General features: G+C 47.2%; 15 protein-coding genes, 2 tRNA genes and 2 pseudogenes. 15 read left to right on the top strand and 4 right to left on the bottom strand.

Going from position 1 to position 13,848, the window contains the following annotated elements; genetic code table 11:
• From BLU57_RS11345 to BLU57_RS11280, 13 genes and pseudogenes are all read left to right on the top strand, one after another.
• The coding region (locus tag BLU57_RS11345; protein ID WP_218131662.1) for an integrase core domain-containing protein at nt 1–531 on the top strand (531 nt) is incomplete at its 5' end.
• Complete coding sequence (locus BLU57_RS11340; RefSeq protein WP_176776431.1) at nt 528–1,835, top strand: tyrosine-type recombinase/integrase; 1,308 nt, start codon at nt 528–530, stop codon at nt 1,833–1,835. The genes BLU57_RS11345 and BLU57_RS11340, both read left to right, overlap by 4 nt.
• Nucleotides 1,836–1,888: 53 nt before the next feature.
• Nucleotides 1,889–2,161, top strand: a complete 273-nt coding sequence (locus BLU57_RS11335; protein ID WP_090320817.1) for a BrnT family toxin — start codon at nt 1,889–1,891, stop codon at nt 2,159–2,161.
• On the top strand, nt 2,142–2,405 hold the full coding sequence (locus BLU57_RS11330) for a BrnA antitoxin family protein (RefSeq protein WP_090320814.1): 264 nt from the start codon (nt 2,142–2,144) through the stop codon (nt 2,403–2,405). The genes BLU57_RS11335 and BLU57_RS11330 overlap by 20 nt, the downstream gene beginning before the upstream one ends.
• Before the next feature lie 75 nt (nt 2,406–2,480).
• The gene (locus BLU57_RS11325; RefSeq protein ID WP_090320811.1) at nt 2,481–3,101 is read left to right on the top strand and encodes a hypothetical protein; all 621 of its coding nucleotides are present in this window, start codon (nt 2,481–2,483) and stop codon (nt 3,099–3,101) included.
• A 353-nt stretch (nt 3,102–3,454) separates the two neighbouring features.
• Nucleotides 3,455–4,015, top strand: a complete 561-nt coding sequence (locus tag BLU57_RS11315; RefSeq protein ID WP_090320805.1) for a hypothetical protein — start codon at nt 3,455–3,457, stop codon at nt 4,013–4,015.
• A 65-nt stretch (nt 4,016–4,080) separates the two neighbouring features.
• Nucleotides 4,081–4,224: pseudogene (locus tag BLU57_RS16880) on the top strand (CHC2 zinc finger domain-containing protein); the annotation flags it as partial.
• Nucleotides 4,225–4,237: 13 nt separating this feature from the next.
• Complete coding sequence (locus BLU57_RS16630) at nt 4,238–4,543, top strand: hypothetical protein (protein ID WP_256206259.1); 306 nt, start codon at nt 4,238–4,240, stop codon at nt 4,541–4,543.
• Nucleotides 4,540–6,053 (top strand): annotated as a pseudogene (locus tag BLU57_RS16875) (YfjI family protein). The gene BLU57_RS16630 and the pseudogene BLU57_RS16875 overlap by 4 nt, the downstream one beginning before the upstream one ends.
• A complete protein-coding gene (locus BLU57_RS11295; RefSeq protein ID WP_090320793.1) occupies nt 6,050–6,433 on the top strand; it encodes a hypothetical protein in 384 nt (127 codons plus the stop codon). Before BLU57_RS16875 ends, BLU57_RS11295 begins: the two are co-directional and overlap by 4 nt.
• A 555-nt stretch (nt 6,434–6,988) precedes the next feature.
• Nucleotides 6,989–7,216: a hypothetical protein gene (locus tag BLU57_RS11290; protein ID WP_090320790.1), complete on the top strand. Its 228-nt coding sequence runs from the start codon at nt 6,989–6,991 to the stop codon at nt 7,214–7,216.
• Between the two features lie 192 nt (nt 7,217–7,408).
• On the top strand, nt 7,409–7,831 hold the full coding sequence (locus tag BLU57_RS11285; protein ID WP_143026971.1) for a hypothetical protein: 423 nt from the start codon (nt 7,409–7,411) through the stop codon (nt 7,829–7,831).
• A 106-nt stretch (nt 7,832–7,937) separates the two neighbouring features.
• Complete coding sequence (locus BLU57_RS11280; protein ID WP_090320784.1) at nt 7,938–8,228, top strand: hypothetical protein; 291 nt, start codon at nt 7,938–7,940, stop codon at nt 8,226–8,228.
• A gap of 164 nt (nt 8,229–8,392) precedes the next feature.
• Here the strand turns inward: BLU57_RS11280 and BLU57_RS11275 are convergent.
• The 3 genes from BLU57_RS11275 to aroC all read right to left on the bottom strand — a co-directional run bounded on the left by BLU57_RS11275 (nt 8,393) and on the right by aroC (nt 10,013).
• Nucleotides 8,393–8,468, bottom strand: a tRNA-Phe gene (locus tag BLU57_RS11275).
• 69 nt (nt 8,469–8,537) lie between these two features.
• Nucleotides 8,538–8,614: transfer RNA gene (locus BLU57_RS11270), tRNA-Arg, on the bottom strand.
• A gap of 229 nt (nt 8,615–8,843) precedes the next feature.
• Complete coding sequence (aroC, locus tag BLU57_RS11265; protein WP_090320781.1) at nt 8,844–10,013, bottom strand: chorismate synthase; 1,170 nt, start codon at nt 10,011–10,013, stop codon at nt 8,844–8,846.
• Between the two features lie 223 nt (nt 10,014–10,236).
• On the opposite strand from aroC, the gene hemF reads away from it, so the two are divergent.
• Both hemF and BLU57_RS11255 read left to right on the top strand, forming a co-directional pair.
• Nucleotides 10,237–11,133, top strand: coding sequence for an oxygen-dependent coproporphyrinogen oxidase (gene hemF, locus BLU57_RS11260; RefSeq protein ID WP_090320778.1), 897 nt, complete (start codon nt 10,237–10,239; stop codon nt 11,131–11,133).
• A gap of 7 nt (nt 11,134–11,140) precedes the next feature.
• Entirely contained in the window at nt 11,141–12,388 is a 1,248-nt protein-coding gene (locus tag BLU57_RS11255; RefSeq protein ID WP_090320775.1) for a dicarboxylate/amino acid:cation symporter, read from the top strand.
• Between the two features lie 19 nt (nt 12,389–12,407).
• Here BLU57_RS11255 and BLU57_RS11250 read toward each other — a convergent pair whose 3' ends face one another.
• Nucleotides 12,408–13,556 carry an HD domain-containing phosphohydrolase gene (locus BLU57_RS11250; protein WP_090320772.1) on the bottom strand — a complete coding sequence of 383 codons (1,149 nt, stop codon included), beginning with the start codon at nt 13,554–13,556 and terminating at the stop codon, nt 12,408–12,410.
• Nucleotides 13,557–13,848 lie beyond the last annotated feature (292 nt).

Here is a 13,848-nt window from a genome sequence, read left to right as displayed (position 1 = left end):
TCTTACCCGGGCGAGCTCGTTCATTTCGATACCAAGCGGCTTCCCTTCTTGAAAGGGCAATCCGCCAATGAACCTCGCGAGTATCTATTTGTGGCAATCGATGATTTCTCCAGGGAGCTGTATGCCGATATTCTTCCCGATAAAACCCAGCATAGTGCAGCTTGCTTTCTCACAAGCACTGTTGCCCAATGTTCTTACCAGATCGACTATGCTTATTCTGACAACGGCAAAGAATTTAAAGGAACTGACGGCCACGCTTTCGTCAAAGTTTGCAGGCAGCACGGTATCGGTCAGAAGTTTACCCGTATCAATCGTCCGCAAACCAACGGTAAAGCTGAGCGGGTTATCCGCACCCTGATGGATATGTGGCACAGCAAGATTCACTTTAAAGACTGCGCCGATCGGCACATTCAGCTTCTCCGTTTGATTAATTTCTACAATACCGTTAAGCCTCATAAGAGTTTGAATAATGCCACTCCTTATGAAATACTCACCGCTTATTTCAATCAACCTATCTGTAAACAACTCTGAGATTTCTTGCAGTCAAGTTAACCACCGGACGAATCGCAAAGTTAAAATGCGAAGAAGGAAAGACGCGCACTTATCTTTGGGATAGCGAGGATAAAGGCTTGGGTGTTATTGTCACAGCCTCGGGATCAAAATCATTCATATTCCAGGCCAAAATATACGGAAAATCTGCACGCATAACGATTTGTGATGTAAATAAGAAGAGCATTGAATATGCACGAAAAGAAGCGCGCCGCCTTAAATCTCTTATAGATCAAGGCTACGATCCCCGGCAAGTTACAGCCGACAATAAGGCAGCACAGCAAGCCGCCGTCGCTGCCAAGAAAGCACAAGAAACCCGTGAAATCGTAACAGTACGTCAAGCATGGGAAGAATATGTGACTGCCCGCAAGCCGCTATGGTCAGAACTACATATCCGTGACCATGAAAAAGTTATGCAGGCTGGCGGCGATCCACGCAAACGAAGTAAGAAACTGACAGAACCCGGATTACTCACGCCATTAGCGTCAGTCCGACTGGTAGATTTAACGCCGGAATTGGTGACCGAATGGGCAAGAAATGAAGCATTGATCCGGCCAACACGCGCCCGCCTTGCTCTCAGGTTATTGCGAGCATTTCTTTCATGGTGTGGCAGACACTCAACCTACAAAGCGATTGTGACAAGCAATCCAGCACAGAATAATGATGCTAGAGAGAGTCTAGGAAAAGCTAAAGTTAAACATGACGTATTACAGCGCGAGCAATTGCCCGCATGGTTTAAGACAATCAAACAAATTCAGAATCCAGTCATATCCGCATATCTGCAAACTCTTTTACTGACCGGTGCACGCCGCGAAGAAATCGCTTCTTTACGCTGGCGGGATATAGATTTTCAATGGAACAGTTTAACGATCAATGACAAAGTTGATGATTTTAGAATCATCCCGTTAACGCCCTATGTGACCAACCTGCTATCCACCCTCACCCGCCGCAATGAATGGGTATTTTCAAGCCCTACCGCTGCAAGTGGCCGCTTAACCGATCCATCCATAGCCCACCGGAAAGCCTGCACAATTGCTGGATTGGATTTAACTTTGCATGGACTACGGCGATCTTTTGCCAGTCTTTGTGAATGGATAGAAATGCCTGCCGGTATCGCCGCCCAAATTCAAGGGCACAAGCCGCAAGGTGTGCGAGAACAAAACTACATACGCCGCCCGCTTGATTTGCTTCGAGTATGGCACGTTAAGATTGAAGCTTGGATACTGCAAGAAGCTGGGATTAATTTTGCACCAACACAGGCAGGGTTACACGTTATAAAGAAATAAACATAACTACAAATAATTCTTGACTCCAATAATAAACGTAACTACATTAATATATGAAAGTGATTTGCGATGCTACCAAGGATGCAATAAACAAGGAAAAGCATGGCGTATCACTGACCGATGCAGCGCTTATTGATTGGGATTTCGCATTGACATGGCAAGACACACGGCGGAATTATGGGGAAATCCGCATGATCGCCTTAGCACCAATTGGCGAAAGATTATATTGCGCGGTTTATGTCGACCGTGAAGATGAACGGCGAATAATCAGCTTACGCAAAGCTAACCATAGAGAATTTGACTTTTATGAGCAAGAAATTAATTAGACCAACCGAAGCAGAAAACGCGCAGATTACAGCCGCCGCGCTTACCGATCCGGATAATTTACCTTTAGCGAATGAAGAATTGCGGCAATTCAGGAAAGCACGCGGAAGGCCACAAGGAAGCGGAAAAAAGGAACAGGTAACACTTCGCCTGGATACGGACATATTGGAGCAATTCAAGGCAACCGGCAATGGCTGGCAAACACGCATTAATGACGCGTTACGGGATTGGATAAAGCAGCATTAAGCTTAACAGAGCAATACCACCCCTAGCCCCGATCAGGCGAAAAGCGGAGACCTTCACCGCTTGGGGTGGAACTTCATGAAGGGCATTTTGAAGGGAATGCGTATGGATCAAGATGAACTGGCAAAAAAAACATTAACTGAAGTCATTCGCTCGAATGCGAAACAGCCAAGCAACAAAGACAATCCATCAAATCCCACAAGTCTTTTAGATCAATGGTACGCATTGAAATTATTGGATAAACTTCAGTCTCAGTATGAGAAAGGAGACAATCTTGGCTTAATGCGGGCCGTTCAAGTGTGTGCCCGCCATCGCTTGATCATGCCACAATGGGCTGCGCAACAACTTATTCACGGCATAGATAAAATATTGAGCTTCGAGTCAAAAGATTGGAATGATGTTCTAGGTAGTCCTTTTCCAAAAAACACGCAATTAGCCGCAAATAAGAAAAAAGAATTTATGAAATTTGCGGTATTTCAAGAAGCTAAAAACATGCTTGAGAATGATCCTACGCAACCAATTGATTCTGGTTTTTACGAAAAGGCAGGGGAAAAAATCGGAATAGGTAAAACCTTGTCAGAAGAATATTGCCATGATGTTGAGGTGATCACGGGCGGAACTTTAAGCCAATACAAAAAAATCTTGCTTGCTATTGCACGCGGTAATGATCTGCCGAAAATTACGATAACTTTTTATTAATCGATTTATTAAAAATCCCGCTAATTTACCCAAAAACTGCGGGATTACTTTCAAAAGACTTACGCGTAATCTCAAATCAATCTGCTTAAACAGCAATCCCGCTGACGGCAGCTTGATAATGAGGTTGCAATGAATCATCAAAACATACCACACCAGTTGGCAGAACTCGCGAGTCATCGCGATTTTATCCAGACCGCAGAAATTGCGCTAGTGACGAATCACAAACCCCAAACAGTTAGGAAAGCATACTGCCTGACCGGTGAATATTTCGGCATTCGACCTAAAAAACTTGGGAATCGTCTTTTATGGCCTGTCGCTGACGTTGCAAGACTGTTAAATGGAGGCGCAGCGTAATGGAAAATTTAAAATCCGCCCGATCCGCACACGCCGAATTGCTCACACGTCGCAGCAAGTTTCAAGACAAAAAGCAATCATGCGACAGTATGACCGCGGAAATACACGCGAAGCTTGCCAACCTTGAACATGCTCACATCCTTTTGGAGCGGCGCTACATTTGCGACGAGGCAAATATGCAGCAGGTGCAAGCTTCACGCGCAGAGATTGAATCAGAACGCGCAAAACTTGCTGAAGCTGAAAGGTTGAAAACGCTTGCGCAGGACGCAGTCAGGGAAATTGATCAGCAGATTCTACAAGCGGAACTGGCAACGGCAGCAGCGCAACGCGAATTTTGCGCAGAACAACGAAATGCTGCGATTGCAAAGATCAAGGATGACACAACGCTGCGCAAAAATCTAATTGCAGCAATGGTTGCGAACGCTGGAAGCGGAGCGCCTTACAGTTTTCAGGCGGCTGCATTCGCGGGACAGTTTATTCATCAATTGTTGCCTCAAATTTCCGAAGCCGAAGTGCGGGCAGAGCTAGACAGGTTCAAATCATCAAACAAACTTGAGTGACAAAAAAGCCGCCGGGAGAGTATTCCCGGACGGCTTTCCCATGACTACTTTTGGAGTTTTGCGAGATGAATCTTAACACAAAATTGCAGCACGATGGCGGCAGCTTGCATGAAATTATTGGCAGATTAACGAAAGCTAGACGAATTGGCGAGGGGCGTTATGTCGCTTGCTGCCCTGTTCACCAGGATCGGACGCCGAGCCTTGCCGTAACGCAAAAAACTGATGGAATTATCTTGGTTCACTGCTTTGGCTGCAACGCCGGTGGCGTTGATATTTGTAATGCACTGGGTATTGATCCTAGCACCCTATTCCCGCCGACCGACAATCCAAAGTACGAAAAACAAAGCCGCGGCGGTTTTTTCAGCGTGGCAAATGTTTCATGTCTTGCGTGGCGATTTGATCCGGCTATTAGTGGTTGCGAACGATCTGAAAAAGCTGAATGCGCTGTCTAGTGATGACAGGGATTTTGTTGCTGAAATTATTTTGCGCCTCAACGATGGTTTGACGTATTTGGAGGGTGCGCGATGAACTTACGCCAAAAAGCTGAAGCCGCGATAGACCCCACTGAGCCTAGTGCACTGATACCCGAACCGCTACCCGAATTGCCGGAAGTGAAACCGTTCGATTACTGTTTCTTACCGGCAAGCATTCGCGGTTACGTTGAAGATATTTCAGAGCGGATGCAATGCCCGCCCGATTTTGCGGCCGTAAATACCTACTTAATGTTTAGTGCTGTAACCGGCTGCAAAATTGGGATAAGACCAAAGAGGCGTGATAACTGGGTAATTGTTCCAAATCTTTGGGGCGCGGTAATCGGCGGTTCCGGTGTAATGAAATCGCCAAATCGTAACGAAGTTCTGAAACCACTAAAACAATTGCAAATAGAGATTGCGCAAGAAATCCATCAACGTAACGCCCAATTGATGAATTCAGGGGAAGAATCGAAGCTTCGACAAGCTGCCAAGAAGTCACAGGCAAGAAAGGCGCTAAAAAATGATCCCGATGCTGATATTTCAGGATTCTTGAAAAGCGAATCCGATACTTTGCCACAGACAGAAACAGCCCCAAGACTCATAACCAATGACGCAACGGCGGAAGCACTTGGTCAATTAATGATTGAGAATCCCAACGGGATTTTATTCGAGGCCGATGAGCTTATTGGATTGCTTAAAAGCCTTGATAAGCAAGGGCAGGAAGGCGCGCGAGCTTTTTATTTAACGGCAGCGGATGGCAATCAATCCTACACAATCGACAGGATCATGCGTGGTACTAATTTGCATATCGAATCCGCTTGTTTATCGATTATTGGCGGAATACAGCCGGGGTGTTGGCTGAATACGTGAGAGAAGCACTTGCAGGCGGCGCGGGCGCTGATGGCTTGCTGCAACGCTTTGGGCTGATGGTTTATCCTGATATATCGCCAAAGTATGAATACATTGACAGATTCCCGGATAAGCTGGTAAGGGATACCGTTAATGATCTTGTTAGAAAGCTTCATAGCCTTGACGCTGTAGCAATAGCCACCATTGGCGAATACTGCAAGACACCATATCTTCATTTTGATGATAGCGCACAAGAAGTTTTTATTGAGTGGCTGTGCAATCTCGAAAAGCGGTTACGATCCGATGAGGATCATCCAGCCATAGTGTCGCACCTGTCAAAGTATCGAAAGCTGGTTCCCGCATTGGCGTTAATCAATCACTTGTGTAACAGCGAGGAAAAGAGCGTATCAGAATCGTCTTTGCTACGCGCCTTAGCCTATTGCGAGTATCTGGAATCACACGCGCGGCGGGTATACAGCTACGGAACTCAGCCCGGCATTGATGCTGCAAAATCAGTTTTAACGAAACTGAAGAAAGGCAAACTAAATAGCCCGTTCACGGTTCGAGATATTTACCGGAAGTGCTGGGCTGGTATCGACACACCAAAGAAAGCTGAAGCCGCGATTAATGTTTTATTGGATTACAACCACCTGGCAAAAGTTGAGACTTTCACCGAGGGCAGACCAACAACATTATTACATTGGGTGCAATCATGAGCGGTTATCTTTCCAGATTGAAACAAATCGAAAATGAAAAAAATTTTCATAATTCCCCTGAAAGTGAACTGACAAAACCGCCAAAAGATGCTTCTGTCAGCTTTGTCAGTTCAAATTCAAGAAAAAGTGAAAAAAAATTTAATGATCCGCCAGATTCATCAAAAGAATCGGGATTACCTTCTGTCAGTTTTGCCAGTTCTATTTCAGAAGAAAACAAAAAAAATTCTGATATTCAATTACTGCAAATCGAAATGGTCCGGGCATGGCTTTTCAAGATTTGTGAACCTGAAACAGATCATTATCTGGTAATTGATAAATGCAAGGCTGATCCTGAAGTATTGGAATATTTCCTGAAACAAGCGCATGGGGGATTTGAATGAGCAACGCTATCAAAAAGGAGGTGCCAACTATCAGATAAATCTAAACCAATCCGCAAATTCATTTTAACGTTAAAACAGGAGTAGCAAATATGGGAGTTATAAACCTTCGGGCAGAAAAAAGAGAAATATCGGAATATTTGGCGACACAATTGGGCATGGCCAACGAGAGCGACAGGGAAACATTGATAACGGCTCTCAAAAGGGATAGCAACTCTTGGGTTAATTATCTGAACAGCGCACGAAAAGCAAAGCGGGTGAACTAGGAAAAGCCGGGACTGTGTAGACAGTGCCCGGTTACGCTGAATCAATTAATTTTATGGGATGTATGGAATTACTGTACCCACGATTACACCAGCCACGTAGGCACCAAGAGCAACCGCAACCGGATGGGAGTGATATGCAACTTGCCGTTGAAGAATTGAAGGTGAATAATGATTTTATGCGTGACTGACCTTGTACAAACAATTCCTTAATGTTAGTAACGAGTAATATCAAGAGAAAGTCTGGCTCTAATTGGAAAGTCTGAATGATTAATTAAAATAGGAGATTCAAATCATGAATTACGAGAAGAAAGAATGGCCTAGCAAATTAGATATCTCATCAAGAGATAGGTATACGAAGAAACATGGGGGTGTAATATGGAAAATCTCATCAGTTGACTTCATTCAAGATCATATATGCCTAGTAACCGTTAATAATGAAGAGCATAAAGAGACCGAAACTTGGACTGGAACAGGTCATGCGTTTATAGAAAAGTTTACACAGATCGAATGGCATGAATAAAATGGGTCCTGGGAAAGACTTTTTTTAATGAGGGCAATTCTGCTCCCAATCAAATTCTAGTCGACCAAAATTAGAGATGGGTTTCTTAAATGGAGTGACATAACAATAAAAACCAAAGAGATTGCGGGGTTTCTTGGCATCAGCCAGCAGATGTGCAACCGGCTTAAGAAGCGCGGGATGCCTTGTGATTCCTTGCAAGGCGCGATTGAGTGGCGCAAGCGGAATCTTGACGTAACACAAACTAAGTCATGGAGAATAGACGGAAACCAGAGAGCGAAACCGGTTTCAATTGAAATTCTAGGAGGTGATCGAGCGTTTGATAGTGAAACCGCTCGCAGAGCATTAACACATACCGTACCCGATTTGTGGTTTAACCAAGTTAACCGCTTGGACACAGCACTAAAAGAGCATGGCGTTACCTTATCAGCGGAAAAATTGCTTGAAGTGCAAGCGACACTATTTTTGCTTTATCAGATCGAAACAGATCGTTACCTGAAAATTGAAGCGGTTTATCAAATGCCAGATATTTTTATGATCAGACCCGAACACGAAAATTACGGCGCAATGATTAAGTCACTGGAACAATGCTTGAACAGACCCGCAGCGACAGGATAATTTAGAGAGAAGTAATTAAAAAGCTATGTATGTTACCGAACAGACATAGGTGAGATTTGCGATCATTATTATTAGTCGTATTAAACTACTTAAAAGGTGAAAAATCATGATTCAAAGAAAAACTTTAACGGTAGCGATTATTTTTTGTGCAGTTTTTTTCGCAAGCAATGCATTAGCTTCCGATGAATCTTTTCATCCGAACCATAAATTTGTTGATAGAGAGAGTATTGGTCCAAATTTTAAAACCGGCTTTGTTATTGATAAAGAGAAGGCAGAAAAAGTAAAAACTGCAGAAGAAGAGATGCAGCTTCCTTCAGGAATAGTTCCAAGTGATCCTTCCCCAAAGAATTCCAATATTCCTACTGGATCAGCTCGTCGGTTGACGCCGCCCTTTTAGTGGATCTTCACTGCTTATTTATACAGCTACGCTTGAATTACACAAACCCGCTTCGGCGGGTTTTTTATTGCTTGGCGTTGAAAGTTGGCGGTGACATTCTGGTGACATACAAAATAGAAACAAAAAAGCACTTAGGATTCTATTCACTAAGCGCTTGATTTTATTGGTGGCCAAGGGCGGAATCGAACCACCGACACAAGGATTTTCAGTCCTCTGCTCTACCGACTGAGCTACTTGGCCATTTGGAAAACGGCAGTAAACAGACAGATCCATTTACTGGCAGTTGTAATAGATATTCGATGAAATGAATGGCGCGCCCGGCAGGATTCGAACCCACGACCCCTTGGTTCGTAGCCAAGTACTCTATCCAACTGAGCTACGGGCGCTTTGTACAATCTAATTACTTCCAGCTTGTTTAAGCAACCGGGAGATTATATCAGATTGAAGCAATCACGGGATTCGAACTTATGTTTTTGCTGCTGTATTCGATGCCTTCAAACTGCAATCGGTCAAGCCGATTTTTCTATCAATCATCACAATTACTTTTTGCGGGGGCGATGATCGTGTATTTGGCCAGTCTTGTCAAGATTAAACTGCATCCGGGCGCAATTTCCGCTACATATCTTCTTCCGGTTCCGGGTCTTCTTTGCATGGCGCTTGCGCTGCCGGTACAGCACTTGATGCACCATTCACGCTAGCGGGAATTTTCGGTGTTTTACAATTCACATCGGCATTTTGCGCGCGATGCCGCAAAGCATGATCCATCAATACCAAAGCAAGCATAGCTTCGACAATCGGCGTAGCGCGAATGCCAACGCAGGGATCGTGCCGTCCATGCGTTTCGACGATAACCGGAGCGCCATTTTTATCAATTGAATGCCGTCCGAGGCGGATGCTGGACGTCGGTTTGATGGCGACATGCGCAACGATATCTTGTCCGGTAGAAATACCGCCCAGAATGCCGCCCGCGTTATTACTCAAGAAACCGTCCGGCGTCATTTCGTCGGAATGCTCCGTGCCTTTCTGCGTCACGCTGGCGAATCCAGCGCCGATTTCCACGCCCTTCACCGCGTTGATATTCATCATGGCGTAAGCGATTTCGGCATCGAGCCGGTCATAGACCGGTTCACCCCAGCCGACCGGCACGCCTTGCGCCACCACGCTGATTTTTGCACCGACCGAATCGCCGGATTTACGCAATTGATCCATGAACGTTTCCAGTTGATCGGTATAGCTGCTGTCAGCGACGAAAAACGGGTTTTGCTGGACATCGTCCCATTGCTTAAAAGGAATCTGAATGGGGCCCAGTTGCGCCATATAGCCGCGAATGACAATGCCATATTTTTCATGTAGCCATTTCTTCGCAATCGCGCCTGCCGCGACCCGGACCGCCGTTTCACGCGCTGATGCGCGTCCACCGCCACGGTAATCGCGGATACCGTATTTTTGCCAGTAGGTGTAATCCGCATGACCGGGACGGAACGTGTCCATGATTTTGCTGTAATCCTTGCTGCGCTGATCTTCGTTGCGGATCAGCAAAGCAATCGGCGTACCGGTGGTTTGCCCTTCAAACACGCCAGACAGGATTTCCACGGTATCGGATTCGCGCCGCTGCGTAACATGGCGCGACGTGCCCGGTTTGCGCCGGTCCAGTTCGAGTTGAATCTCTTCGGTGCTAATGGCTAACCCCGGCGGACAGCCGTCAACAATGCAGCCGATTGCGGGACCGTGCGATTCGCCAAACGAAGTGACGGTAAAAAGCGTGCCAAGTGTATTGCCAGACATATGATGCTATTTGGGTATTAAAAAAGATTGTGCGAGTCTATCATACGTACCCCTGCTTTTTGGCAATTTGCTGATCGCCTAACGGCGGTAACCATCAGTCACAAACTTGAGGCGTATCAACAATGAAATGCCATCATCATGCTATACCTGCGCTAAAATGCGGTTATTGTCCGGCACAGGCGAGTTTTGAGCCATTTTCATATCATTAGAACCAGGAGTTTGCATGAATACACCCCAAGTGAAAGAGTTTCTTATCAGTTTGCAGGACAGCATCGTCAAAGGGATAGAGCAGGTCGATGGCAAGCCATTCAAGCGCGATCAATGGGATCGTCCGGAAGGCGGCGGCGGCATGAGCAGCGTGGTCGAAGAAGGCAATGTGCTGGAGCGCGGCGGCGTTAATTTCTCCCATGTATATGGCGCGGGATTGCCCGCATCGGCTACCGCGGCTCGCCCGGAACTGGCTGGACGTTCGTTTGAGGCGATGGGCGTCTCGCTGGTGCTGCATCCACGCAATCCTTACGCGCCGACAGTGCATATGAACGTGCGTTTTTTCGAGGCACGCAAGGAAGGCGCTGACCCTGTGTGGTGGTTCGGCGGCGGCATGGATCTGACGCCCTATTACGGCTATGCGGAAGATGCGATCCATTTTCATCAAACCTGCAAGAATGCGTTACAACCGTTTGGGGACGATACCTATCCGCGCCTGAAAAAATGGTGCGATGACTATTTCTTCCTGAAACACCGCAAAGAGCCGCGCGGAATCGGCGGTGTTTTCTTTGACGATTTGAATCAGCCGGATTTCGATACCTGTTTCAAACTCACACGCAACGTCGGCGAAAACTTCCTCAACGCGTACCGCCCTATTCTGGAACGCCGCAAGGACACGCCGTACGGCGAACGCGAGCGCGATTTTCAAGCGTACCGGCGCGGGCGTTATGTAGAATTCAACTTGGTGTGGGATCGCGGCACGTTGTTCGGCTTGCAAACAGGCGGACGCACTGAGTCCATCCTGATGTCATTGCCACCGATCGTGAAATGGCGCTACGACTGGAAACCGGCGGCCGATACTCCGGAAGGCAAATTGTACACAGACTTTCTAATCGGAAAAGACTGGGTGTAAACCGCCTGTGAACAAGTTATCACTCAACAATCAGATTCTGCTCGGCGCACTTTTGGGCGTTCTGTTCGGTTTATGGTTCTCGATGCTGGAGCAGGAATCCGAGATCAGCCAGAGCGGATTGTATGCCGCAAAACTGGCTGGCACCTTGTTTACCGATTTATTGCGCATGGTTTTGATACCACTGGTTTTCACATCGATCGTGGTCGGTGTCGCGAATCTGCGTTCACACCAGCAAATGAATCGCGTCTGGCAAGTCACGCTGATTTTCTTTATGTCGACCATGGCGTGTGCGGTCGTGCTCGGCTTAACGGCTGCCAATATTTTCCGGCCAGGCAGCGAATTGCAGATCGCGATGTTTCAAGATGCGATGCAGGATTTTCAGGCCACCCAGATGTCGCTGCCGGAATTCTTCGCGCATTTCCTGCATTCATTGTTCCAAAACCCAATTGCCGCGCTGGCGCAAGGTAACGTGCTGGCGGTGGTGATATTTGCTTTATTGCTGGGTATTGCTCTGGTCATAGGCGGTGAACGCTACCGCAATATCCTGACCTTGATGCAGGAATTCCTGGAATTGATCATGATGCTGGTGGGCTGGATCATGCGGCTGGCGCCATTCGGTATCATGGCATTGGTGCTGCAACTGGTGGCCACGCAGGATACCGGTCTGTTAACCGTCATGATCAAGTTTGTGGCGGTTGTATTAGGCACCACGCTGTTGCACGGTGTGGTCGTGCTGCCATTAATCCTTTACCTGATGACCGGCGTCACACCGTATAAATTCTGGCTGGGTGGGCGTGAAGCATTGATCACTGCAATTGCCACCAGCTCAAGTGCAGCAACATTACCCGTTACGTTGCGCTGCGCCGAGCAGCACTTGCATGTCAAACGCGATGTCGCGGGATTTGTCATCCCGCTCGGCGCCACCGTCAACATGGATGGCACGGCGCTGTACGAAGCGATTGCTGCATTGTTCATCGCCAATCTGGTGGGCGTTGAACTCAGTTTGATGCAGCAGATGATCGTATTCGTCACCGCGATGCTGGCAGCCATGGGTGCGCCGGGCATCCCTAGCGCCGGCATGGTAACGATGGTGATGGTACTACAATCGGTTGGTCTGCCGGCCGAAGCCATCGCCATTTTGCTACCGATTGACCGGATACTCGATACTTTCCGCACCATGGTGAATGTAGAGGGCGATCTGGTGGGAAGTTTGGTGGTACAGCACTGGATCAAACGCGGCGGTTCCAGCACATAAATTTTTCCGCTTTTTGTCTTTACATCAAATCGATATCGCGAAAGCGCTGCTGTATTTCCAGCACTTTCGCGGCATTATTGATCAATGCTTCGACGCAATCCTGATCCAGCTTGGAATTGGACATTTGCCGCAACATGCCGAACGCTTTTTCATTACTCCACGGTGCTTTGTACGATCGCCGTGATGTCAGTGCATCGAAGACATCGGCTACCGCACTGATGCGGGCTTCGATCGGGATCTCCTCGCCTTTCAAACCATTCGGGTAACCACTGCCGTCGACCGCTTCATGATGAAACTCGGCGATATTGCGCAATATATTGGTGTGACCAAACGCGCCCAAACCAAAATCTTCCAGCACGGAATCGATGATCTCGCGCCCCTTCGCCGGATGCGTTTTCATGATATCGAATTCTGCTTCGTTCAGCCTGCTGGGTTTGCGCAGGATATTATCCGGAATGCCGATTTTGCCGACATCGTGCATCGGTGAAAACAAAAAAATATGTTCGATCTGTTCATCGGAGATACCATAACTCGGTGCAAGTTCGCGTGCGATCAGGCGAGCGTAGTGTGCGGTCCGGTCGATGTGCGAACCGGTTTCAAGATCGCGGTAATGCGTCATGCTGCGCGCCGCACGCACGGCGGCAAGTAAGGTGCGTATGGCGGAAAGCTCATTGATCACCATCAACGCAATCAAGTGGCCGTAAATATCGATCTGGCGCAGCGCTTTCGGTTCAAAGGGGTGTTCTTGCAGCGAATTAAAGAACAAAAAACCGACAAAAGCGCCGCTTTGGTACAGTGGCATGGTATAGCTGGATTTATAACCTGTGGCGGCTACCCGTTTGGTGTGTTCGTGCGTGCCTTTGGCAAAAATAGCCAGATCCTGCACCAAGCGCGGACGGCGGTGTTCGATGATGGCCAATAACGATGGTGCAGCGCTCAGCGGGGCCTCGTAGGTGGTCACCGGACTATCGTTGCCTTCGGTACTGTGCGTATACGTTTTGAGCATTTCCGTTTTTTCGTCGAACAATGCGATCGCCAAACGATCGACAAAGGGAAAATCCTGGCGGATGATTTGATGCAGAAAACGCAATTTCTCGGTTAACGGAAAATTTTCATGCAAATTCGCCAGCGTATCCTGGTGGGTAAACAAATCTTCTTCGGATTGCATAAACTTCTCCCAGAGAATGGTGAAGGCAATAACCATAACGCTGCCGCCCGGAATTTTCGAGATATGGCGGCTAAGCTATCTATTCCCGCGCTATTCTAAACGATTTAGCGTGAACTCGTAGCGCTGGTTTTTTCATAGAATTGATGAAATTAGAAGAAATTTTCCGTATCCCATTTTGCGATTGTTATGTGGCAATTTGCCGCGCGACAATATGCCACATTCCAAAAAGAAATCATTCTTCCTACAATTTGCTTAACGTGGTTACTCCGAATCAGGTGAGTATCGATAGCCG

The sequence above is a fragment of the Nitrosomonas oligotropha genome (genome assembly GCF_900106555.1).
GTDB lineage: Bacteria > Pseudomonadota > Gammaproteobacteria > Burkholderiales > Nitrosomonadaceae > Nitrosomonas > Nitrosomonas oligotropha_A.
The sequence above is the reverse complement of the archived record's forward strand: the minus strand, read 5'-3'. Positions and strand labels throughout refer to the sequence as shown.